This window comes from Companilactobacillus sp. y65-5, from assembly GCF_057541095.1.
Genome location: NZ_BAAJOA010000003.1, coordinates 152489 through 176588, shown reverse-complemented (window position 1 = coordinate 176588; position 24100 = coordinate 152489). Strand labels below are relative to the sequence as shown.

The 24100-nt window shown below is 40.2% G+C and carries 17 protein-coding genes, 4 tRNA genes and 1 riboswitch; of the genes, 19 read left to right on the top strand and 2 right to left on the bottom strand.

All coding sequences use genetic code 11. From position 1 onward, the window contains the following. Positions 1-95: 95 nt before the first annotated feature. The 3 genes from AC27FM_RS07295 (at position 96) to AC27FM_RS07285 (ending at position 3287) form a co-directional block, all read left to right on the top strand. A complete protein-coding gene (locus AC27FM_RS07295) occupies positions 96-1172 on the top strand; it encodes a DUF3324 domain-containing protein (RefSeq protein ID WP_487087072.1) in 1077 nt (358 codons plus the stop codon). Between the two features lie 97 nt (positions 1173-1269). Next, entirely contained in the window at positions 1270-2250 is a 981-nt protein-coding gene (locus AC27FM_RS07290) for a WxL protein peptidoglycan domain-containing protein (protein WP_487087071.1), read from the top strand. 2 nt (positions 2251-2252) lie between these two features. Then, positions 2253-3287, top strand: coding sequence for a WxLIP family cell surface protein (locus tag AC27FM_RS07285; RefSeq protein WP_487087070.1), 1035 nt, complete (start codon positions 2253-2255; stop codon positions 3285-3287). Between the two features lie 16 nt (positions 3288-3303). On the opposite strand, the gene AC27FM_RS07280 is transcribed toward AC27FM_RS07285, so the two are convergent. Next, positions 3304-4842: a helix-turn-helix domain-containing protein gene (locus AC27FM_RS07280; protein ID WP_487087069.1), complete on the bottom strand. Its 1539-nt coding sequence runs from the start codon at positions 4840-4842 to the stop codon at positions 3304-3306. Between the two features lie 92 nt (positions 4843-4934). Further along, positions 4935-5109, top strand: a riboswitch (Lysine riboswitch). Between the two features lie 86 nt (positions 5110-5195). Here AC27FM_RS07280 and AC27FM_RS07275 point away from each other — a divergent pair. From AC27FM_RS07275 to AC27FM_RS07255, 5 genes are all read left to right on the top strand, one after another. Further along, positions 5196-6644, top strand: a complete 1449-nt coding sequence (locus AC27FM_RS07275) for an amino acid permease (RefSeq protein WP_487087068.1) — start codon at positions 5196-5198, stop codon at positions 6642-6644. A 287-nt stretch (positions 6645-6931) separates the two neighbouring features. Then, complete coding sequence (gene serS, locus AC27FM_RS07270) at positions 6932-8221, top strand: serine--tRNA ligase (RefSeq protein ID WP_487087067.1); 1290 nt, start codon at positions 6932-6934, stop codon at positions 8219-8221. 64 nt (positions 8222-8285) lie between these two features. Continuing rightward, positions 8286-8358, top strand: a tRNA-Asn gene (locus AC27FM_RS07265). Positions 8359-8438: 80 nt separating this feature from the next. Then, positions 8439-8511: transfer RNA gene (locus tag AC27FM_RS07260), tRNA-Thr, on the top strand. Positions 8512-9202: 691 nt separating this feature from the next. Beyond that, positions 9203-10558 (top strand): FAD-dependent oxidoreductase, encoded by a 1356-nt coding sequence (locus AC27FM_RS07255; protein WP_487087066.1) that lies wholly within the window; start codon positions 9203-9205, stop codon positions 10556-10558. A gap of 81 nt (positions 10559-10639) precedes the next feature. Here the strand turns inward: AC27FM_RS07255 and AC27FM_RS07250 are convergent, their stop codons facing one another. Further along, positions 10640-11332 carry an EAL domain-containing protein gene (locus tag AC27FM_RS07250; RefSeq protein ID WP_487087065.1) on the bottom strand — a complete coding sequence of 231 codons (693 nt, stop codon included), beginning with the start codon at positions 11330-11332 and terminating at the stop codon, positions 10640-10642. A gap of 91 nt (positions 11333-11423) precedes the next feature. On the opposite strand from AC27FM_RS07250, the gene AC27FM_RS07245 reads away from it, so the two are divergent. From AC27FM_RS07245 to AC27FM_RS07195, 11 genes are all read left to right on the top strand, one after another. Next, positions 11424-12779 carry an FAD-dependent oxidoreductase gene (locus AC27FM_RS07245; protein ID WP_487087064.1) on the top strand — a complete coding sequence of 452 codons (1356 nt, stop codon included), beginning with the start codon at positions 11424-11426 and terminating at the stop codon, positions 12777-12779. A gap of 406 nt (positions 12780-13185) precedes the next feature. Further along, complete coding sequence (locus AC27FM_RS07240; protein ID WP_487087063.1) at positions 13186-15744, top strand: YfhO family protein; 2559 nt, start codon at positions 13186-13188, stop codon at positions 15742-15744. A 98-nt stretch (positions 15745-15842) separates the two neighbouring features. Beyond that, on the top strand, positions 15843-17351 hold the full coding sequence (gene glpK / locus AC27FM_RS07235) for a glycerol kinase GlpK (protein WP_487087062.1): 1509 nt from the start codon (positions 15843-15845) through the stop codon (positions 17349-17351). A gap of 100 nt (positions 17352-17451) precedes the next feature. Further along, positions 17452-18957, top strand: coding sequence for a glycerol kinase GlpK (gene glpK / locus AC27FM_RS07230; RefSeq protein ID WP_487087061.1), 1506 nt, complete (start codon positions 17452-17454; stop codon positions 18955-18957). A 212-nt stretch (positions 18958-19169) separates the two neighbouring features. Next, the gene (locus AC27FM_RS07225) at positions 19170-20648 is read left to right on the top strand and encodes a peptide MFS transporter (RefSeq protein WP_487087060.1); all 1479 of its coding nucleotides are present in this window, start codon (positions 19170-19172) and stop codon (positions 20646-20648) included. A 130-nt stretch (positions 20649-20778) separates the two neighbouring features. Beyond that, positions 20779-20861 (top strand) — tRNA-Tyr (locus AC27FM_RS07220). Between the two features lie 5 nt (positions 20862-20866). Beyond that, a tRNA-Gln gene (locus tag AC27FM_RS07215) sits at positions 20867-20938 on the top strand. A 117-nt stretch (positions 20939-21055) separates the two neighbouring features. Next, positions 21056-21757, top strand: a complete 702-nt coding sequence (locus tag AC27FM_RS07210; RefSeq protein WP_487087059.1) for a GntR family transcriptional regulator — start codon at positions 21056-21058, stop codon at positions 21755-21757. 89 nt (positions 21758-21846) lie between these two features. Continuing rightward, complete coding sequence (locus AC27FM_RS07205) at positions 21847-23241, top strand: O-antigen ligase family protein (protein WP_487087058.1); 1395 nt, start codon at positions 21847-21849, stop codon at positions 23239-23241. A gap of 325 nt (positions 23242-23566) precedes the next feature. Continuing rightward, positions 23567-23830 carry a type II toxin-antitoxin system RelB/DinJ family antitoxin gene (locus AC27FM_RS07200; protein ID WP_487087057.1) on the top strand — a complete coding sequence of 88 codons (264 nt, stop codon included), beginning with the start codon at positions 23567-23569 and terminating at the stop codon, positions 23828-23830. Then, positions 23820-24089 carry a Txe/YoeB family addiction module toxin gene (locus tag AC27FM_RS07195; protein WP_487087056.1) on the top strand — a complete coding sequence of 90 codons (270 nt, stop codon included), beginning with the start codon at positions 23820-23822 and terminating at the stop codon, positions 24087-24089. Before AC27FM_RS07200 ends, AC27FM_RS07195 begins: the two co-directional genes overlap by 11 nt. Positions 24090-24100: the final 11 nt, after the last annotated feature.

Below are 24100 nucleotides of genomic sequence, written 5' to 3'. Positions count from 1 at the left end.
GTAGTTAAAATATAGATTAAAAACCACTACTATAGTAGTGGTTTTTACTTTATAATAATACTTGATACTAAGGGTGTTTTTATGGAGGAATTTTTATGAAAAAAATTATGCATAAATTTGTAGTCTTGATTGCTACTCTTTTTGGTATTGTCGGTTTCTTGAGTATTTCCAGTTTAGAGGTAGGAGCTGCTACTTCTGGTGGCTATGCTTTGCAGACGGAAGAATCTAATGACAATGTTGATATTAGTAGTGGATCATATGTGGTAACTGGTGATCCTGGTCAAAAAATCGAAATGAAGTTGAAGATCGTCAATCAGGAGAGCAATAAGAGAACTTTCTTGTATCGGGCTAATACAGCCTATACTACTGACGGTGGTGCCTTGGGATTTGATAAGGTCAAAGTTACTGACCCTGCCCTCACATTGAAAACTGGTAGTTTTATCGACCCTAATAAAGGGACGATCACTATTCCTGGTAAGGCTACAGCTACTGTCACGGCAACCGTTACGATGCCTGATAAGGCATTCAAGGGTATCTTGATGGGTGGATTCAATGTTTCGCCTTACAAAGAAAAGGCCAAAGGAACGGTATCTTCTAACGGTACATTGATCAAGAACAAGTTTAGTTATTCTATTCCGATCGAATTAAAGAATACTAACTATACTCGTGAAGAATCTAAGTTTTCTGCAATTTCAGTTAAGCCAGCGATAGTTTCAACTGATCAAAATGGTGTGAAAGCTAATATCCACAATTCTACGAACTCATACGTTGGTTCCTTGGAATCCAAAGCGGTGGTTACTAAAAAGGGTGACGACAAATTCAAGATCACCACAACAAAGTCCGATCAGAATATTGCGCCAACATCTAACTATGACTATTCTATTTCATGGGGTAAGAAAGCACTCCAATCAGGTAATTATCATCTTAAACTGACATACAAGCAAGGTGGTATCAAGAGTTGGGTAGTCAACAAGGACTTCACGATCACTAACTCAGATGCCGCAAAGTATAATAAACTTGCAGGTATCAAGCCAAATTACCTATGGCTATACATCTTATTAGGTGTCCTTGCCTTAGCAATAATCCTTGGATTAGGTATTTATCTAGGTAAAAGAAATAATAATAACAACAATGGCGGTTCTAACAAACCAACAAGACGCCGTCGCCGTTAATATTATTTAATAAAAAAATAAATTAAGCTGTTCCAAGACTTGGAACGGCTTTTTTAGTATTATCATAGGTATAGATAATATTTTATGGGGTATCTTTATGAAGAATAAATTTATTTATTGGACTATTTTTGTCGGTGTATTATTTATTAGTTTTTTTACATCGAGTAAGCCAGTTTACGCAGATATTTATGGAGTTACAGTTACGCCTCTAGTGGGTGATTCTGATGTCACCGACAGATTCCAGATTATCGGCGAGAGTGGCGGTACTAGGAAGATCAAAATATCTATCAGTAACTTTGGCCCTAAAAATATGCGTCTTGCTGTTGTTCCCACTAATGCGACGACATCATCTGACGGGGTTATTTCGTATACTGACGTCGTAAAAAAGGGTCAGTATGGACTTAAATACGCCTTTGGAGATATGACCAAGAAGAAATACGTGGAATTAAAAACTAAACAGACTAAAGATGTAACGTTCACGATCAAAATGCCTAAGGAAAAAATCAAAGGGCTGATGATGGGTGGATTCAAGATCTACGATAGCCAACGTCCAGGAACCGGTACCGCCTCAGTCCCAGTCTGGATCACTGAAGACAACAAGGCGATCGGCGGTATCCTGAAAATGCACAGTCTATCCTTGGCAGTTGAAAAGAAACAACCACACGTCTATGTCAATCTGGAGAATAATCAACCGGGGACAATGAAAAAAGTCATCGTCCATATGAAAGTTAAGCGTCAAAGCTGGCTAGATAAGTTCGACCTAGGTCCAAAGCCTATGATCGCAGATTTAACCTACCCTACGGTAGCACCTAATTCCAAGATACCGATCGACTTCAGCCAAAATCAGACACCGATCACGGCGGGGAAGTACAAGGTCACGGGTGCGGCTAGAAGTGGCAAAGCAGTCTGGAACTTCAAAAAAACCTATACCATAACCCAAGAACAAGCTAATGACATCAATAAGCGTTGTAAGAACTTAGTCTACGATAAGACGATCACTTATGTTTTAATTGTATTAGTATTAGTATCAGTAATGGTATTGATCTTCTGGGGACTATGGCACCAAAATAGGAGTTAAAAATGAAAAAAATAATAATGTTTTTATCCACTATGATTGCTCTGATAGTTGGTTTTACCGTTTCTACGGAAGTTAAAGCAGCTGATAAGTCATATTCTGTTCAGGCAGTATTACCTGATAATCAGATAGATAAGAATGCGTCATTCTTTGATCTACAAGTAGAACCTAATAAGGAACAGACCTTAAAAGTCATGATTATCAATACTGGTAGTAAGCCTATCAAGGTGACTACCACGGTCAATAATGCTTACACGGCTAATTCAGGTGTTATTAGTTATGACAAATACAATAAGAACCCTTATAAGAATCAAAATCCCTCATTAACGTCATTGGTCGATGGGAAGCGTAAGTCGACAGTTAACTTGAAGGTCGGTCAGGCTAAGAATGTTAGTTTCAAAGTGAAGTCACCTAGCACTGAGTTCACTGGGATTATTTTGGGTGGTGTTACTACTACTGCCAATGTTAGCCCGACTAAGTCCAAGAATATCAATATCAAGAATCAAGTTAGATACGTTAAGGGCGTGGTTCTGCGCTCAAAAGATGACGGGGTGATGCCCGATATGCATCTGACTAACGCATTTCCCAAGTCAGTCTCTGGTAATTCTGGGATTGCCTTCACATTGGACAATACAGCACCGATCAATATCAATGAAGTAACACTTGAATCAACTATCACGCACAGTGGTAAGAATAAGAATTATAAGGCGGAGAACTTGCAGATTGCTCCTAATTCTCAGTTTGATTATTTCATACCGATTAAAAATCTGACTGCTGGAACATATAAGGCTAAGATCACTATTAAGAGCAAAGCTGGCTATCAGAAGGAATTTGAACGAACATTCAGCGTTAAGAAGAGTGCAGTCAAGGCGATCTATCGTGAAGAACACGAAAACGAAGGTCGTAGAACTAACCAATGGATCATCATCATTGTCGGCATCGTTGCACTGATACTGGTGGCCTTGTGGATGTACTTGTATTATTCACAGAGAAACAAGAGATCTGGTTCTCATAGTCGGAAGACTCGTAGTCGTAAGTAAAATCATTAAAATAAATTTAGTCCAAAAAAAATAAAGCTGATTTCAGCTTTATTTTTTTATTTTGATCTTCACGTTCTTTTAGTTTATCGACATATACTTGATTCAACCTTACTAACAGCCAGATGTAGTCAGCACGGGTATTAGTGATATTCCAAGGGATGACCTTGAGTTCCTTAGGGTACATTTCTAGTTCATAATCTCGTGGGAGGATATCCAAAGTAGAGATCAAGACGTCAACGTCTTCGAATTGATCACTTGGTACGACTTTGACGAATTCAAGTGTTCTGACATTTCGCAAGATGACTTCTTCGACGGCATTACCGGGATCAGCCAAGACTTTGACTTTGATGTAATCTTCTTCTTGGATAGTGTTGATATAAGTAGGTATAGCCTGGTAGAGGTCATATGCAATGGCCTCAGCGGCATTATGCACACCGTGGTACTCTGTATCATCCACACTAGAGAAGAACTTGTGGATGTTCTTATAGAGCGATGACAGCGTTCTGGTATCTTCAGGGTTGGTATCGTAGTAGCTACCTTTGATCACACCGTCGTTAGCCATTACATAGTAGAAGATGATCTCACGTGAGACGTAAGCCATGATGTTTTGAAGGATTTTTTGATTGTGATACACAGTCATGTCGTTGCGATAATTTTCCTTCAAAAAGTCTATAAAGTGATAAACTAGTGCATAGACCTTGGGGGCGATCTTTACATTGAAGTTCATTGCACGTTTATAGATTTCTTCACTAGACTGGAAGACCATATTGTGGAATAAGTTCAGCAATTTATTCTCATTATCCAAGGCGTCTATCGGTACGATAGAATAGTCCTCACGACGCAAGACGTCTTGACCCAGTCTCTGTGAACCGAAGACATCCGTGTACGTGTCCATGTTAGTGATATAGTTACGTTTAGTGAGTCGGATACGAGATATGGCTAGGAAATACTCTAGTTGGATGTAAGTGATGGGGTTACTGAAGGTTTTGCTGGAACGGTCGATGATGTCGTCGATATCGTCTTGTTTGATCAGATGGAAGGGCCAGCCTTGACCGTGGTAGATGTGCCAGTATACGAAGAATGCCATCCAACGGATACTCTTTTCATCACCTTTTATTTCCAACGTTGAATTAGAAATTTTTAATCCAAAGTTCTTCAGATATGACCTGAAGCCAGACATTCTTCTGTTAAGAGTGGACTTACTAGTGAAGTGTTCGTTACTAAAAGCTTCAAAGGATGGGTTGGCACTAGTCAGTCCGTAATTGAAGGCTTGAAAGACGATGGAGTTCTGAACTAGATACAATCTGTATGTGTCGATTGCGATCTTAGAGAAGTCGATCGATTCGATCTTGGTGACTTCCGGGTCTAACTCATGTGCGACAGCTAGGATGTCGTCCAATAAGGCTTGGAAGATATTGTAAGTCTTCTGATATGTGAATTGCATTCGGTTACTGATATTACTGAGATTAAGCTCTTGAGGTGGCAATGACTTGATCACCGTGAGCATACGATATTTTTCAACATCTTGTTTTACTAAGAACACTTGCTCTAACATGTTCAATTCCCCCGAGTCTGGCATATTAAATTAATTCTAATAAATTTGTGACACTACTTGCTACTATGTTAACATTTATTTATAATATTTTGTAATCAGATAGAGGCGCATTGTCAATAATTAGCACTTTTGAGTACGGTAGGGTACGTTGATCTAGTGTGAAAGGTGGCATTGCCGAAGTTTACTTGCTCCTATCGGTGAGTAGATTGGGCTGTTATTTAACAGATAACAGACTGTCGCACGTTGGTGCGTTGGGCTATTGATTGTTTGGATGAAAATAAAATCCTTATTGTCAGTAGTTTCTTCTGGTAATAAGGATTTTTTTAAAAATCCTAGATAGGGGAAACGGAAAAATGGAAAACACTGATGTGAATCGGTCGTTGAAAACTAGACATCTGTCTATGATTGCTCTTGGTGGATCAATCGGAACTGGACTCTTTGTTGCTAGTGGTTCTTCAATTTCAACAGCTGGTCCTGGAGGAGCATTGATAGCGTATGTTGCTATCGGAATTATGGTTTATTTTTTGATGACTAGTTTGGGGGAAATGGCTACATATATGCCGGTTTCAGGGTCTTTTGCTACATACGCAACCAAGTTTATCGACCCGGCCTTTGGATTCGCCTTAGGGTGGAATTATTGGTTCAACTGGGCAATTACCTTAGCCGTTGACCTTTCGACTATCTCGATCGTTGTTAGATACTGGTTCCCAGATTGGTCTTCATGGAAGATCAGTTTAAGTTTTATGATCATCTTATTGGTTATTAATTTTATCTCGGTAGGTTCTTTTGGTGAAACCGAATATTGGCTCTCGTCGATCAAGGTTACCGCTGTTATAATTTTCTTAATTACTGGTATTTTAACAATTATGGGTATTTTAGGTGGACATGGTCCGGTTGGTCTATCTAACTACACTTACAAGCAAGCCCCATTCGTTGGTGGTGTACCGGCTGTATTGAGTGTATTCGTTGTTGCTGGGTTCTCGTTCCAGGGTACTGAGTTGATCGGTATCACCGCCGGTGAGTCAGCAACTCCCGAAAAGAGTATCCCTAAGGCTATCAAACAAGTCTTCTGGAGAATCTTATTATTTTATATTTTATCTATTGCTGTTATTGGCGCACTTATTCCTTACACAAGTCCTAATCTTTTGGGATCTGATGCAGGAGATATTGCAATCAGTCCGTTTACGATCGTCTTCAAGCGAGTTGGTATTCCGCTAGCAGCCGGGATCATGAATGCGGTTATTTTGACCTCAGTTGTTTCAGCTGCTAACTCAGGTTTGTATGCTGCAAGTCGTATGCTCTGGTCAATGAGTAAGCAAGACATGGCACCACATATTTTTGAACGTACTAATAACCGTGGTGTTCCGATCTTTTCATTACTATTAACAGCCTTAGTTGGTGGTGCAGCGCTATTTACTAGTTTGTATGGTGATTCATTCTACGAATTACTAGTTGCTGCGAGTGGTTTGACCGGATTCATCGCTTGGATCGGAATTGCCTTCTCACACTATCGTTTCAGGAAGGCATATCTCAATAAGGGATACAGTCTTGACGACTTGACGTATAAGGCTAAGTGGTTCCCATTTGGTCCGATCCTTGCCATCGTCTTGGGTATCATCATTATCATTGGACAAGACATTCGTTCACTCGTTGATTTCAACGTGATGCGTCTATTGATCAGTTATAGTGGTTTGATCGTCTTGTTCGTCTGCTGGATCTACTACAAGCTCAAGCATCATACTAAGTACTTGAAGCTTGACGATATTGATGTTGCTCATGAGAAAAGACATAATCACTATTAATTTGAATTTTGGTTAGTTTTAACTTAATATATAGATAAATAAACAAAGCGTAGAGAGTGCCTACTTAGAATCTTCCAGAGAGACGGTGGATGGTGTGAACCGTTAAGATTCGTATTCCAGTGCTCTAGCTAACGGGTAATGCCGTTCGGATTGATCCGATATAGTCTGAGAGTGCAATGTATTTGAGATACATTGAAACTGGGTGGTACCGCGAAAAGTAGTCTATTCGTCCCTTTACAGGATGAATGACTACTTTTTTTGTTTACAAACATTAGGAGGATATATCAATGCTTGATATGAAGATGATCAGACTAAATCCAGATTGGACGAAGGATAAGTTAGCTTCACGTGGTGTTACTGCTGAAGAGATCGATCATTTGTTAGACTTGGATAAGCAACGTCGTGAATTATTAGTTCAAAGTGAAACTTTGAAAGAAAAGAGAAATAATGTTTCTCAAGAAATCGCTACAAAGAAGCGTAATAAAGAAAACGCTGACCAACAAATCGCTGATATGCAACAAGTTGGTGCTGACATCAAGGGGTTAGACACAAAGTTGCAAGACACAGATGACAAGATGAACTATATCTTGGTTCGTCTACCTAATATCCCTGATGACTCAGTTCCCGTCGGACCTGACGAGAGCTATAACAAAGAAGTTCGTAAGTGGGGCGACATCCCTGAATACGACTTCACACCAAAGCATCACTGGGAGATCGGTGAAGATCTAGGTATCCTGGACTTTGACCAAGCTTCAAAAGTTTCAGGTAGCCGTTTTGTATATTATGTCGGTCTAGGTGCTCGTCTTGAACGTGCAGTCTACAACTTCATGTTGGATCAACACCAACAAGAGGGTTATACCGAAATGATCACACCATACTTGGTCAATAGCCAAGCGATGTTTGGTACATCTCAATTCCCTAAGTTTACTGAAGACGTCTATACAGTCATGGTTGATGAGAATCCATTGACATTGATCCCAACAGCCGAAGTACCATTGACTAACTACTTTGCTGGTAAGATCCTTGACGGCGCAGAGCTTCCTAAGAAAGTCACAGCCTTGTCACCAAGTTTCCGTTCTGAAGCAGGTAGTGCTGGTAAAGATACACGAGGCTTGATCCGTATGCATCAATTCAACAAGGTCGAAATGGTCAAAGTTGCTAAGCCAGAGCAATCATTCGATGAATTAGAGAAGATGACAGCTGATGCTGAAAACATCCTCAAGAAGTTGAACCTTCCATATCACGTGATCGTTCTATCAAGTGGTGACGCTAGTTTTAGTTCAACGAAGACTTATGACTTGGAGACATGGTTACCTGCTCAAGAAAAATATCGTGAAATCTCAAGTTGTTCTAACTGTCTAGACTTCCAAGCCCGCCGTGCACAGATCCGTTACCGTGACGAAAATGGTAAGACGAGATTGGCCCACACATTGAACGGTTCAGGATTAGCTGTCGGTAGATGTGTTGCTTCGATTCTAGAAAACTACCAAAACGAAGATGGTTCAGTGACGATTCCTGAAATCTTAGTACCATATATGGGTGGAGTTACTAAAATTACTAAAGAAAATGCTAAATAGATATTGACCTTTTATTAGTAGATTGATAAAATTTAATAGTTGTTGAAAAGCGACTATTGATTATTCCGAATTAGCTCAGTTGGTAGAGCATCTGACTGTTAATCAGGGTGTCGTCAGTTCGAGTCTGACATTCGGAGTTATAGCTTAGGGCGACCTAGGTGCGCTGTTAATACATCTAGTTCAATTTGAATTAGATGTATTTTTTATAAGCGCGAATGCCAGTTTAGCTCAGTTGGTAGAGCATCGGTATCGTAAACCGGCGGTCACAGGTTCAAATCCTGCAACTGGCATACTGTTAAGGGAGTGGAATTATTCCACTCCCTTTTTTTTGCGCAAAAAAAATAAGCTCGCCTCTTGGGGGGACGGGCTTATTTATGTCGCACTCACTGTGCAACGGGTTATCAGTAGTGTAAGTGGTCAGATATGATTATGAGGGTTCCAAATTTGTCAAAAATAGAGAGGGATTTTATTAATTAATGAAAGCATTCAATCAGTGATCATCGGAATGGGAAAATGGGAACTGAAGGAACAATTGTAGAAACATAAAATTGATTGAGGGGGGCAACTCTATGCTTCTACCCTTGGATAAATTACCACGATATGAGGATGTGTATCGTGCTAGTTTATGTCGGTTACTTAATAAAAGGAAGGAATTGCATTGGAATCATATCTGTACCTCTTTCACAATTAGAGTATACAACATATGTTTAAACATTTCTATTCAATTTTGACAAAAAATTTTATTTGTTTTTAACGTCACAAAAATAAGTTTTAGGATGATAATATAAATACTTCTTTTTTTACAGTCAAAAAAGGGAATTTGGTTATTGAGAGAGAAGGGAACTACTACTATTACTGGTGCAATAGGTGATTCGCAATTGAGGAGCTTTTTTTTTGGAGCAAGGGTAAAGCGCTTACTTATAAAATGCATCTTTCAATAGTGATAGTTTAAAAAATCACAATAGAAGGATGGTAAATACTATGAAAGTTAGTATTATCGGTTGTACACACGCAGGAACATTTTCAGCAATGAATATTTTGAAGGCACATCCAGACTGGGAAGTTACCGTTTATGAACGCAATGACAATTTGTCGTTTTTGTCATGCGGGATCGCTCTTTGGGTAAGTGATCGTGTCTCAGATCCTAACAAGATGTTCTATTCAAGTCCTGATGATCTAGCCAAGTTGGGTGCAGACATGCAGATGAAGCACGATGTAACTAATATCGACTTCGACAACAAGCAACTGACAGTTAAGGACTTAACAACTGGCGAAGTAACTGAACAAGACTACGACAAGTTAGTCATTACCACAGGTTCAGCTCCAATCATTCCTAATATCCCCGGAATTGATTCAGGCAAGGTTCGTCTCTGCAAGAACTGGTCTAACGCCGTTGAATTGCGTGACAATGCTAAAGACATCAATAGTGCCATCGTTATCGGTGCTGGATATATCGGTGCCGAATTAGCTGAAGGCTATGCTACTTTGGGTAAGAAGACGACTTTGATCGATGCTCTACCTGATGTACTTGCTAAGAACCTGGATAAGAATATGTCTAAGGTAGCTGAAAAAGACTATCTTGATAATGGTGTTGTACTAGGCTTGAACGAAAAGGTCCAATCATTCGAAGAAACAGCTGACGGTGTGATCGTTAAGACTGACAAGAATGAATACAAGGCAGACGTGGCTGTAATGTGCGTCGGCTTCCGTCCTAATACAGATATGTTCAAAGACGAGTTTGAGACGCTACCTAATGGTGCCTTGATCGTTGATGAATACATGCACACAAGTAAACCTGACGTATTCTCAGCTGGGGATGCTGCCTCAGTTCACTACAATCCAACGGGTGACGATCAATATATCCCATTAGCAACTAACGCTGTACGTCAAGGTATCTTAGTTGGTGCCAATATCGAAAAAGATACGGCTAAGTATATCGGTACACAATCATCATCAGCCGTGGAACTATTCGGTAGAACCTATGCTGCTAGTGGTTTGACTGCTGGACATGCCGCAGCCCTCAATAAAAAAGTCGAAAGTGTAACTCTTGAAGATAACTACCGCCCTGAGTTCATGCTGACGACCACACCAGTATTGATGAATCTAGTTTGGGACCCAGAGACACGTGTCGTACTCGGTGGTGCTCTAACTAGCATGTATGATGTATCTCAATCAGCTAACTTACTATCACTAGCCATCCAAAAAGAAGTAACGATCGATGAATTATCAATGGTCGACTTCTTGTTCCAACCAAACTTTGACAAGCCGATCAACTATGTCAGTGCGCTAGCAATCGCTGCTGTAGAAAAGGCCAATAGCAAAGCTGCAGTAGAATAGACTTAATAAAATCGTTCCAAAATAAAAATCCTATGATTATCGACTATTCGTCAATGATCGTAGGATTTTTTTGATTTATATTTAACCAAAACAAGTATCTGCGGGTAGTTTCAATAATCGAGGCTTGCTGTAATAATAGCCTTGTTTATAATTGATACCCATCTCGGCGCTTATCTGGTCATCGAATTTGTCTTCGATACCTTCTAAGATCAAGCGTAAGCCATATTCGAGACTGATCGCATGCCAGAAGTGCACTTTTTGTTGTAGCATTGGATCTTGGAATTTTAAAGCGAAGTTTTGTAGAGCAAACTTCACTTCGTGAACGAAAGGTAATAATTCTTGAATATCACTAAAATAATTATCGCCAGTACCGACGTCATCGAGTGATATTTGCATACCTTTGTCTAAGAATTCTTGAAGTTGTGGCAATAATTCTTGTACGGAGTAATTTTTTGGAGCATCATCTTCAGTTAGTTCGACAACCAATTTTGTTGGATAAAGTTGTTCTTGGCTTTTGATGATAGCCTTAGTGATGGATGTAGTCATTAATTGCTCACGGCTGATGTTCACCGAACAACGTCGTACTTTAATAGATAGAACTTTGGTAGTTTCAATCAATAATTCAGCAACTATTTTTGGATCGATGTCTGAAAACGAGGCGGGTAGGCGCCATCCTTCAGGTGTTAATTGCTTCATTAGCAATTCGTATCCAATGATGGTATCAGTGTTTGTATCTATTTGTGGTTGTACAAAATAACGGTAAATCTGTTCCAATAAAAATTCCTCCTCATTAATCATTATTTATTTTCGAAAGAGCATTATAATATACTATGACAATATTAATAAAAAAGAAAGGGTAAATATTATGAAAGTGGTTATAATTGGTTGTACTCACGCTGGAATAGCAGCAGTTTCACAGATTTTAAAAAATTATCCAGACACAGATATTACGGTATACGAACGACAGGACAGTATTTCTTACTTATCTTGCGCAACATATCTACATATTAAGGGTACGATCAAGACGCTTTCAGATGCCCTTTATGCTGAGCCGGAGGATTTTGCTAAGCAAGGTGTGGATATGAAGATGCAATATGACGTGATCCAAGTCGATGCTAAAAAACACAGCTTATTGGTTCAGAATCTGACGACCAAAAAAATGACGACTGACTCTTATGATAAGTTGATCGTGGCAACGGGTTCGATGACGGCTATCCCGACTATCAGTGGGATCGAAAATCCTAAGGTCATGCTGTGCAAAACTTACGATCAGGCACACGACCTGTGCCAATACACGCAGGATAAGAAAAGAATCGCCGTCATCGGTGGTGGTTATATCGGAGTAGAGTTAGCTGAAGGTTACGCTGAATCTGGCCATGAGGTGGTCTTGATCCAGCAAGCTCCGTATTTATTGAATAAGTACGTCGAGCCGGTCATCAGTGAGATGGTCACACGTGACTTGACTGATCACGGAGTTAAGGTGATCACGGGCGCTAAGGTCATGTCATTTGACGATACCGATGCGGGTGATCTACTAGTCAGTACCGATGCTGGTGAATACGAAGTGGATATGGCGGCGATAAGTTCGGGCATGATTCCCCAGACTGATTTGTTACAAGGTCAGGTGAAGATGGCTGACAATGGAGCAATCATCACTGACGCATACATGCATACCTCAAATAATGACATCCTGGCTGCCGGTGATGCGTCAGTCATTCACTATAATCCGACGGCATCCAACAAGTACTCACCGTTGGCTTCTCATGCTGTGAGACAGGGGATGTTAGCAGGGATGAATACATTTGAGCGTAGATTGCGTTCTATCGGTACACAAGCGACGACAGGCATGTTGATCTTTGGTCGGACGGTAGCTTGCACGGGGATGACGTTACATGACGCCAAGGAGTCACTCTTCAATGTCGCAAGCATAGTCTACGAAGAACCTTACCGTCCAGAATTCATGCCAGATCCATACCCAGTCACGGTCATATTGATCTACGACCGCAACAATCGTCAGATATTAGGTGCACAGATCACAAGTAAGCACGACGTATCCGAATCAGCGAATACTATTTCCGTGCTGATCCAGAATCACGGTACGATCGATCAGTTGGCATTCTTAGACATGCTATTCTCACCTAATTTCAATAACCCCTACGATTACTTGAATTCAGCGGCTCAAAAGGCGGTCGATCAAGAGGGTGGCTACTTACGGACTTGACTTCCATATTGTTAGATTAATATTTTGTTTAAAAATTTTTCATACTTTTTTCTAAGTTTGTGCGAAATTGTTTCATATTATCTCGGTACTATATGTACATGGTCATCAAAGAGATGATCTAAACGAGGTGAATCATATGAAGAAACATCCATTTTTAACTATCGCTGGCGTCTCAGTGATCGCTACTGTATGCGGTAGAATGGTCAAAAACCATAACGCAAAGAAATTGTTAAATTAAATTAAAAATAAAACAAAAACGATCGAAACAAAAACTATCAAGAGGTATGAAAATATGAAAAACTACACTACTCTAGGCTTGCTTACGCAAGCCTTTTTTGATGTAATCGACTTGATAATATGTTATTAATTATTTATGATTTTCAGGTAGTTTTGACGGGAGTTTAAAATGAAAAAAAATCGTATTGTGTATTATTTGGGTGCTTTCTTACTCAATCTGCTAATTATTTCAGTGATATTTTGGTACAACGGTTTAGTCCCATTTGGAAATAATAATTTTTTAACGAGTGATTTAGGTACACAGTACATTGCTTTTTTGACAGAATTACGACGTCAGTTGGTCCATGGGAATATTCATTTATACTTATTCAGTCAATCATTAGGAGATAATTTTTTTCCGATCATCAGTTATTACTTGTTGTCACCATTCAACTTGTTGTTAGTATTGTTCAAGGCCCAATCAGTCCCAGTTGCCGCAGACGTGATCATCATGCTGAAGATATCCGCGATGGGCATTTCGATGGCCTATTTTTTGACACAGTATTTTAAGCAATCGCGTCCGTCCAATTATATTTTTACGATTGCTTATGGTTTTTGTGGTTTCGTCGCCTCGTACTTCTATGACCTCATGTGGCTCGATGCGCTGATCATGTTGCCGATCGTGGCGGTCGGCGTCATGCGAGTCATCCAAGATAACAAACTAGCCTTGTATTATTTTTCGCTCTTATTATCTATTATTTTTAATTACTATCTTGGCTACATGCTGTGTATTTTTTCAGTTTGTTTCTTCATATACCTAGCCTTAGAAGATGACTTGATGAAGCAACGGACTAGATTCATCACTATCAGAAACTACTTAGTGACTTCAATACTGGCGGGGGTGAGTTCAGCTATCGTTTTGGTGCCGACACTGATGGGGATGCTCAAGACGGCGAAGACTTCTTTTAACAGCTTCAATTATTTACCGTCAGCTCGCTTTGGTCTTGAGGCGTTCACTCAGCTGGGGATCGGCGGGAATACTTTTATTCAGAGACTGCATCACGGTCCGTCCGTCTTTATGACTTCGACAGTCTTGATATTGTTGTTGAGTTATTTCTTGAGTGATCGCGTGTCAAAGCTCGACAAGGATCATTCGCTCTTTTTGATCGGCATTTTGTTATTGAGCATGTTCGTTACGACTTTTAATACCGTTTGGCACATGTTTCAGAATCCAGCCGGTTTTCCCTTCAGGAATAGTTTTATCTTTTCGTTCGTCTGCATATTCGTCGCACACAAGGCCTTTTCAGCTGGAGTGTTCAAAGATGCCCAAACTATCATCAAAGCCAGCTGTGTAGCTGGAATGTTGATCTGTATCGGTTATGCGACAGAGTGGCTGATCCCCAAGTTCATCGAAAAAATGGGCTATGAGACGCCTGATAATGCCTATAACGGTCATTATTTCTGGCTGAGCTTATTGTGTATCGTCGTGTCGTGTATCTTGATGATAGCTTTTAGTCGGAACAAGTATTTTGGTATCGGTATTTTGTTGATGATATCCTTTGAAGTCTTCGCCAACTTCAATTCAGTTCTTGATACGGCATATTTAGGTAATCAGAAGATCTATAGTCAGCAATATCAACGAGAAAATGAGGTTCTGACTGAGGTCAAGGATAGTAGTCATCCCGGTCACCGGATCATCGTCTCGCAGTCGGGTCTGAATAAGGCCTTTCCTGATCAGTACAATAATTATAACGATCCGGTTTTGTTCAATATCAATGGATTGAGCCTCTACAGCTCGACACTCAATCAAGATACGATGACGATGATGAATCAACTAGGTTATTTCAGCTTGAATGTCAGAAGGATCAGTTATTTTGGAGGAACCAAGATAACCAACTCGTTATTTGGAGTTTACTTCGATATCAATCAGTTATTCCATCGTTATACCGTCAATGTTCATTACAAGGCTCCGAGTTTGGGATTCTTAGTCGATCCAGATGTTTATGATTTTCAGATGTTACCGAAACGAGCTTTGGATAATCAAAATCGGCTGTGGCAATCCCTGAATGGCGACAGTACGCAGTATTTGAAGAATGCTTCGATCACTAAAATGTCGCAACAAGATGTCAAGCGCAGAACGATGTACACTTATCAGTTGAAAACTGAAACTGCAGGACCGTTATACTTTTATGTTGCGCCATTTAATTATCACGCTTCCCGGATCTATGTTAATGGCAAACGTATCAAGACTTCGCAAGTCCAGATCCAAAGAGCCGCCGTTACAGAACTAGGTGAGTTTGCCAAGAATGAGACGGTCGAGGTCAAGATCTTGACGCACAAGCCACTAGAGATCAACCCGAGTTATTTCCAATCGTTGGATTACGATAAGTATGAAGCAAGCATGAGTAAGTTCCGAGATAACTCAATGAAGATAACTTCTGATCTCGATCACGATACCGTCCGCGGGACCATTCTAGTTCAAAAAAAAGCACCGCTATTACTCAGTATTCCCTATGACAATGGCTGGAGTGCCTATGATAATGGCCAAAAAATAAAAATCCACAAAGTTGTCAGTAATTTGATGGCAATCAATCTGCGTAAGGGATACCATAAGATAGAATTACGGTATCGGGTGCCGGGATTGAAGCTCGGATGGATCATTTCCGTGCTGGCGATGGCGATTTTTGCAGTTTATTTGAAATTTATTAAGTATTTAGATAAAAATAATAGTAAAATGTTTGTGAAATAGCTAATTATTATAAATCAAGTCATTTGATTTTCAATATTTAGCTTAATGTTATAGAATTTTATTATGAAACGCTTACATTAAAGAGATGAGGTGCAGAAATGTCAAATGAATACATTATGGCAATTGATGAAGGAACTACAAGTACACGTGCGATTATTTTTGATAAGCAAGGAAGCAAGGTCGCTGATGCCCAACGTGAATTTACGCAACACTTCCCAGAACCGGGTTGGGTAGAACACGATGCTAATGAAATCTGGAACGCTGTACAATCCACAATTGCGAATGTTTTTATTGAATCTGGAATCAAACCTAATCAAATCAAAGGTATCGGAATCACTAATCAACGTGAAACGACTGTGATTTGGGATAAGACTACTGGTTTACCGATCTACAATGCAATCGTCTGGCAAAGTCGTCAGACAACGGATATTGCTAACAAACTCAAAGAAGACGGTCATGGTGACATGATCCACGAAAAAACTGGTCTATTGATCGATTCGTACTTCTCAGCTACGAAGATTCGCTGGATCTTGGATCACGTTGATGGTGCACAAGAACGTGCTGAAAAGGGTGAGTTATTATTTGGGACGATCGATAGCTGGCTACTATGGAAACTATCAGGTGGTGTAACTCACGTAACTGATTACTCTAATGCAAGTCGTACGATGCTATTCAATATCCACGAATTGAAGTGGGATGAAGACATTTTGAAGATTTTGAACATTCCTGAAGCAATTCTTCCTGAAGTCCGTCCCAACTCTGAAGTTTATGGCAAGACTAAGGATTATCATTTCTACGGTTCAGAAGTTCCTATATCTGGGATGGCTGGTGACCAACAGGCAGCTCTATTTGGACAAATGGCCTTTGAACCGGGTATGGTCAAGAATACATATGGTACAGGTGCCTTCGTTGTTATGAATACCGGTGAAGAACCACAATTGTCAGACAATAACTTATTGACGACGATCGGTTATGGGATCAACGGCAAGGTCTACTATGCGCTTGAAGGTAGTATCTTCGTTGCCGGTTCAGCCATCCAATGGCTACGTGACGCTATGAAACTAGTGGACTCAGCACCAGAATCTGAAGAAGCTGCTATCAGCTCGCATGATGATGACGAAGTCTATGTAGTACCAGCCTTCACGGGACTAGGTGCACCATACTGGGATTCAGATGCTCGTGGGGCAGTCTTCGGATTGACACGGGGAACGACACGTGAAGATTTCATCAAGGCAACATTACAATCATTGGCTTATCAATCACGTGACGTTATCGACACGATGAAAAAAGATACCGGGATCGATATTCCAACCTTGAAAGTTGACGGAGGAGCTGCTAACAACAAATTCTTGATGCAATTCCAAGCTGATATTTTACAAACACCAGTTCAGCGTGCTAAGGACTTGGAGACGACTGCGCTCGGTGCTGCCTTCCTTGCTGGATTGGCTGTTGGCTACTGGGAAGACTTGGACGAGATCAAGAAGGATTACGCTACTGGCGCAACTTTCAAACCAACAATGGACAAGGAACGTTCAGATTACTTGTATGAAGGTTGGCAACAAGCGGTAAGTGCTACTAGACAGTTCAAGCATAAAGCTATTAAATAGATACGGTGGATAAATTTAATTAATAAATTAATAACAATTAAAGGTTTAATTATGTAAGTGATTAAACCTTTTTGCTGTTATCGATTGTGTGAGGATAAAAATGGTTAAAAAACAATACATACTTGCAATTGATGAAGGAACCACTACGGCTAGAGCAATCATCTTCGACCATAGTGGCAAAAAAATCGCCTCGGCACGTCATCCGATTCGTCAAATCCTGCCCAATCCCGGTTGGGTCGAACATGACGCGACTGAGATCTGGAATGCAGTTCAAACGACGATCGCCACGACTTTGATCGAGTCAGGGATCAAGCCCGAACAGATCAATTCGATCGGGATTGCTAGTCAGCGTGAAACGACGGTGATCTGGGATAAGAAGACTGGCTTGCCGATTTACAATGCTGTCGTGTGGCAAAGTCGCCAAACCTCAGATCTTGCTAACGAATTGATCAAGGATGGCTACGAAGAAGAGATCCATAAGAAGACGGGCTTGATCGTCAGTCCGTATTTTTCGGCAACCAAGATTCGTTGGATACTCGATCACGTGGACGGTGCACAGGAACGTGCAGAAAAGGGCGAGTTGTTATTTGGAACTATCAATACGTGGTTATTATGGCAGCTAACTGATGGTGATAGTTTCCTAACAGACTACGCTAACGCCAGTCGTACGATGCTTTACAACATCAACGACCTCAAGTGGGATGACGAGTTGCTCAAGTTATTCAATATCCCGAAGGTGATGTTGCCAGAGGTCAGATCCAACTCTGAACATTTCGGTATCACCAAGAATTATCATTTTTATGGTTCAGAAGTTCCCATCACAGGGATGACTGGTTCGCAGCAAGCGTCACTCTTTGGTCAGATGGCCTTTGAACCAGGGATGGTCAAGAATACATATGGTACAGGTGCCTTCGCAGTCATGAATACTGGTAACAAGCCAGCGTTGTCCGATAATAACTTGCTGACGACGATCGCCTATGGTATCGATGGCAAGATAACTTATGCCTTGGAAGGTAGTATCTTCGTCGCCGGTGCAGCATTGCAGTGGTTGCGCGATGGGATGAGGATCGTCAAGCATACGTCTGATACTGACTCGGCGGCTAAGAAGTCGACCGATCGCGACGAAGTCTATGTTGTGCCAGCATTCTCAGGTTTAGGTGCACCATATTGGGATGACAAGGCTCATGGTACAGTCTTCGGTATCACCCGTGGTACGACTGACAATGATTTTATCAAGGCAACTTTGCAGGCGATCGCTTATCAGACCAAGGATATTATCGAGACAATGAATTCTGACACGGGGATTCCTATCAAGGTCTTAAAAGTCGACGGTGCCGCAACGGCTAATGATTATTTGATGCAATTTCAGTCAGATATCCTAGGCATCCCACTACAAGTTTCGTCCGAATTAGAGACGACTTCACTAGGTGTAGCCTTCCTAGCTGGATTAGGAAATAATTATTGGGACGATTTGGAAGATGTTAAAAAGAACTATCAAACTGGCACGATTTATGAACCAAAAATGAGAGAAAATGACCGCAAAGGGCTCTACGATGGCTGGAAAGAGGCTGTTGCTGCGACGATGGCGTTCAAGCATCACCAATAGCCCATAGAGTCACAAGGTTATGAGAACTTTTATAAAACGCTATAAATAAATAGTCAAATTTGTCAATAAATAAGAGCTTAAATTAAAAGGCTCTTATTTTTATTTGTTGATATGACAACATTTATGACCTAAATATTAAAAAAGTTTTGACATAACTAGTTTTAGAGATTAATATAAGCTTAACGTTGTGTAATGTGAGGAGAGATATTTTAATGGACGAAAAGAAGAAAGACCGAGGTTTCTTCGGACAACCTATAGGTCTGCGAACATTGTTCTTAACTGAATTTTGGGAGAGATTCAGTTACTACGGTATGCGTGCCATCTTACTTTTCTATATGTATTATGCTATAGATAAGGGCGGACTTGGTATGAACCAAGTTACAGCTGCATCCGTTATGTCTATCTACGGTTCACTAGTTTATATGTCTAGTGTTATCGGTGGATATATTAGTGATAGAATCCTGGGAACCAGAAGAACTGTTTTCTGGGGTGGTGTATTGATCATGTTTGGTCATATCGCCTTATCATTCCCGTTCGGACAAACTGGATTGTTCCTTTCGATCGGATTGATCACTATTGGTACTGGTTTGTTGAAACCTAACGTTTCTGAAATGGTTGGTGGATTATATACAGAAGGCGACCCTCGTCGTGATTCTGGTTTCAGTATCTTCGTTATGGGTATCAACTTAGGTTCACTTATTGCTCCACAAGCTGTTAACTCGATGTGGCATCACTATAACTTCCATGCCGGATTCTCGTTAGCTGCTATCGGTATGTTCTTTGGACTTCTTGTTTACTGGTGGGATGGTAAAAAATACCTTCCAGAATCAAGTCTCCATGCTCCAGACCCAATTTCAGGGCCAGAATTAAAGAAATTCTACAAGCGTGTTGCATATGCTGTTATTGCAATTATTATTATCGTAGGTGCTATGGCATTCGCTAAGGCATTGACCGTTGATAACTTCATCATCATCCTAAGTATTCTAGGTATTGCCCTACCAATCGGGTACTTCGTAATGATGTTGACAAGTAAAAAGGTTACAAAAGTGGAACGTTCACGTGTTGTTGCTTATATTCCATTGTTCATCGCTGCTGCTATTTTCTGGGCAATTGAAGAACAAGGATCAGTTGTTCTAGCATTGTTTGCTGCTGAACAAACACAGTTACACTTTGCTAACTTCAGTCTTTCAGCTCCACAGTTCCAAATGCTTAACCCATTCTTCATCATTGTATATTCACCAATCTTCGCCTGGTTATGGCTCAAGCTTGGTAAGAGACAACCTTCTTCACCTTCGAAGTTCTGGCTTGGTTTAATTGTTACTGCCATTTCATACTTCGTACTTATCATTCCTCTAGTAGGTTTGAGTTCTAATGGTAAGGTTAGTCCACTATGGCTAGTTCTAAGTTGGGCAATCATTGAAGTTGGTGAAATGTTGATTTCACCAGTTGGATTGTCAGCTACTACTAAACTAGCTCCTAAGGCCTTCTCATCACAAATGATGAGTATGTGGTTCTTAGCCGATTCAGCTGGACAAGCTGCTAATGCGCAACTTGTTAAGTTGTTCGAACCTGGAAACCCAAGTAACGAAATGATGTTCTTCGGTATCACAGGTGTTGTTACTCTTGTTGCAGGTATCATCTTGGCCTTACTTGTGCCTAAGATCAAACCTTTGATGCAAGGTGTTAATTAAGATAATTATTGATATATTAGCTGGGATGATTATAATCGTCCCGGCTTTTTTTATACTTTAAAAATTCTCTCAAAAAATACTTGAAATGTATGTCTATTTTCGGTAATATAATTAAGTCGAGTATAGACATGGAGGGGTAGCGAAGTCTGGCTAAACGCGGCGGACTGTAAATCCGCTCCTTCGGGTTCGGTGGTTCGAATCCACTCCCCTCCATTGATTGGGTTATAGCCAAGCGGTAAGGCAATGGACTTTGACTCCATCATGCGCTGGTTCGAATCCAGCTAACCCAATAACTACAGAAAAAGGGCCGATTTTATCGGTCCTTTTTTTTATTATTAAGATGAATTACGGTATAATCAATCTATTAGTGCAATACGTACGTTACTGCTCAAAAGGAGATTTTAAACATGAGAGTTCCAGTTTATATTCAAATACATAATAGAATCAAAGAAGAAATCGAATCAGGCAAGTGGGCAGTTGGAGAGAGAATCCCTTCAGAACGTAAGTTAGCCGAAGATTTTGACGTTAGTCGTATGACACTTAGACAAGCGATCCAAACTCTAGTAGACGAAGGAATCTTGCAACGACAAGTCGGTTCGGGTACTTATGTTGCTAGTAGCAAGGTCCAGGAAAAAATGTCAGGTACGACGAGTTTCACGGAGATCACCGAGGACCAAGGTAAGAAGCCATCCAGTAAGACGGTCTCATATCACATCGCAGATCCTTCTATGAGTGAAATGGAAAAACTAAAATTAGCCGATGGCGATCAGATCCTCCGCATGGAAAGAATCCGTTATGCAGATGATCAACCGATCTGCTTCGAGGTCGCAACTATCCCCACGTCGATAGTTAGTGACTTAAACAAAGAAGATATCACGTCCTCACTCTATAAGGCGTTAGAGGACAAAGCTGGGTTACGATTAGGGACAGCGACGCAGACAGTATCTGCCATGCTCTCATCCGAAAAAATTGCTAATCTCTTGAAAGTAAAGCGGGGTTCAGCTATTCTACGGTTGCGCCAAGTAACGACATTGGATGATGGACGTCCATTTGAATATGTCCGTTCACAATATGCGGGTGACAGGTTTGAATTTTATCTAGAAAGATAAAGTGAAGCATTTTTTTTACACGTAATTTAAGGTAATATAGTTACAACATAGTTTCAGATAGTTTCAAAATATTTAGCTGGGAGTCACTTATGCAAAGCTTTGTAAAAAAATATAGCATCTTCTTGATGCTGTATATTGTATTTCAACCGATATTAGATTCCATCACAGGATTAATGCTAAAGATGCATATAGATGTTACATTCGGTGTTTTCATTCGTATGATCGTCATGGCTGTGACTGTCTTCTATCTATTGATTTACCTAATATTGAACCGTGATAACAAAAAAGGCTTTATGATAATCGGCTACTTTGTCTTATTGGCATTGATGTCGGTTATCAGTTTGGCCGTTAACTACAAAACAAAGACACTATTCGTTCCGTCACTTGAATTAACAACACTCGCAAAGAGTCTGTATTATCCCGTCATGTTACTAGCGTACTTATATGCGTTCGAGGAATTGGCAGAAGATAGGATAATCAATCAGCTTTTTCCCAGAGGAATATTCTACGCGATCAATATTGTCAGTTTGATCATGATAATTGCTCATTTCACCAAAAGCTCATTCAGTTCGTACTCATACTACAAGTTGGGTGAGAGTGGCTGGTTCTTCGCTGCTAATGAGCTAAGCGCGATCGTTTCCATCACGTTTCCGATCATGATCTGGTATGCACTAGAAAAGATCGACGTTTGGACGCGTGTTTATTACTGGATAACTATCATCATCACCGTTTATGCAGCATTGTTGATAGGTACGAAGGGTTCATTGATCGCCATTATCTTTGGTATTTGCATGGGAATCCTATCAGCCGTGATCCAGTTCTTCAGGCACGGTGCCAATAAGAAGCTGATGGCATTCTTAGCCGGTGTGTTGGTCGTAACGCTCGGTGGTATATTCTTAGCCTATCCAGCTATGGCCGTCTCCAGAACGGCAGAATTGCACAGTGAGATGATCAAGTATAAGAAGAAGCAAGCTAAGTCCAAAAAAGGCCTGACCAAAGATCAAGAAAAATATATCAAGACTAATAAGACCGTCTCTTACTTATTGAGTGGTCGAACGGTCTACTTCGAAAACGCAGCTGATAACTTCTCAAAGGCAACTCCTGCTCAGAAGATATTCGGTATGGGTTATGCTACTAACTTCAAAAAAATCAAAAAAGCCAAGTTGGTCGAGATGGATTATATCGACATCTTCTTCCAGTTTGGATTCTTAGGAACGATCGTCTATATGGCGCCGTTGATATACTGCTTGGTATATCTGGTCGGAACGTTCTTTAGGAAGTTCAAGTACATGTGGTCGTTCAAGTGGTCGCTCTTAGTTGCCAGTGTGGCATTAGGATTCGGCATGGCATTATTAACGGGTCACGTTATCGAGGCGCCTTCTGTAAGTATTTACTTCGTTTCGATCCTAGCCTATGCGATGTTCAATGCTAGAATCTTCATGAGAACCAATGACGATCCTACCACGATCGGCGTTAACGATTAAAAAAAGAACTCAGAAAATTTTATTTTTCTGTGCGATGATCCCTTTATGGTTGTCAGATGAAATACAATAATTCATCTGATGGCTATGGAGGGATTTTTATATGTCCAAATTTAAATTCACGGTTCTTGAGGATTACCAACAGCCAGACCTTTCCAAGACATTTATAGGCGAAGTGGTTATCATTCGTCACAAACCACAAAAATGGCTACGTTAAGAATGATATTGATTAAAGTAAATCTATATAATATTCATTTGCTATCAAAAGTAATCTTATTTATTTACTAATGTCATTAAAGATTGTAGAATAATTTTGAGGTGAAGTATTATGAGTAATCCAAAAATACCAATTTCATTCAAAATAGATAAAAATGATAAAGAATTAGTCACACAAGTTTATAACAACATTGGCATGAACTTATCCACTGCTTTTACTATGTTTGTTAAAAAAAGTATTTCTGAGGGTGGACTTCCCTTTGACGCAAAGGATCCTTTCTACAGCAAAAATAATTTAAATGAACTGACGCGTCGCGCTCATGACGTTGACAATAAAAAATATAAGGAACACGACTTGTTAGATAATGAAAATTGAGTTAAGAATTTCGTTCCAAGAAGATGCTTGGAACGAATATGTATCGTGGCAAAACCAAGACAAAAAGACTCTCAAAAGAATCAATCAGTTAATCAAATCCATTCAACGAGACGGGTTCAACAAAGGGTTGGGGAAACCAGAACCGTTAAAAGCGAATCTTTCGGGTTACTGGTCTAGACATATAGATAGTAGTAATAGATTAGTATACAAAATTAATCAAAATGAGATAATAATAATTCAATGCAAGTTACATTACTAAGCAAAAAAAGA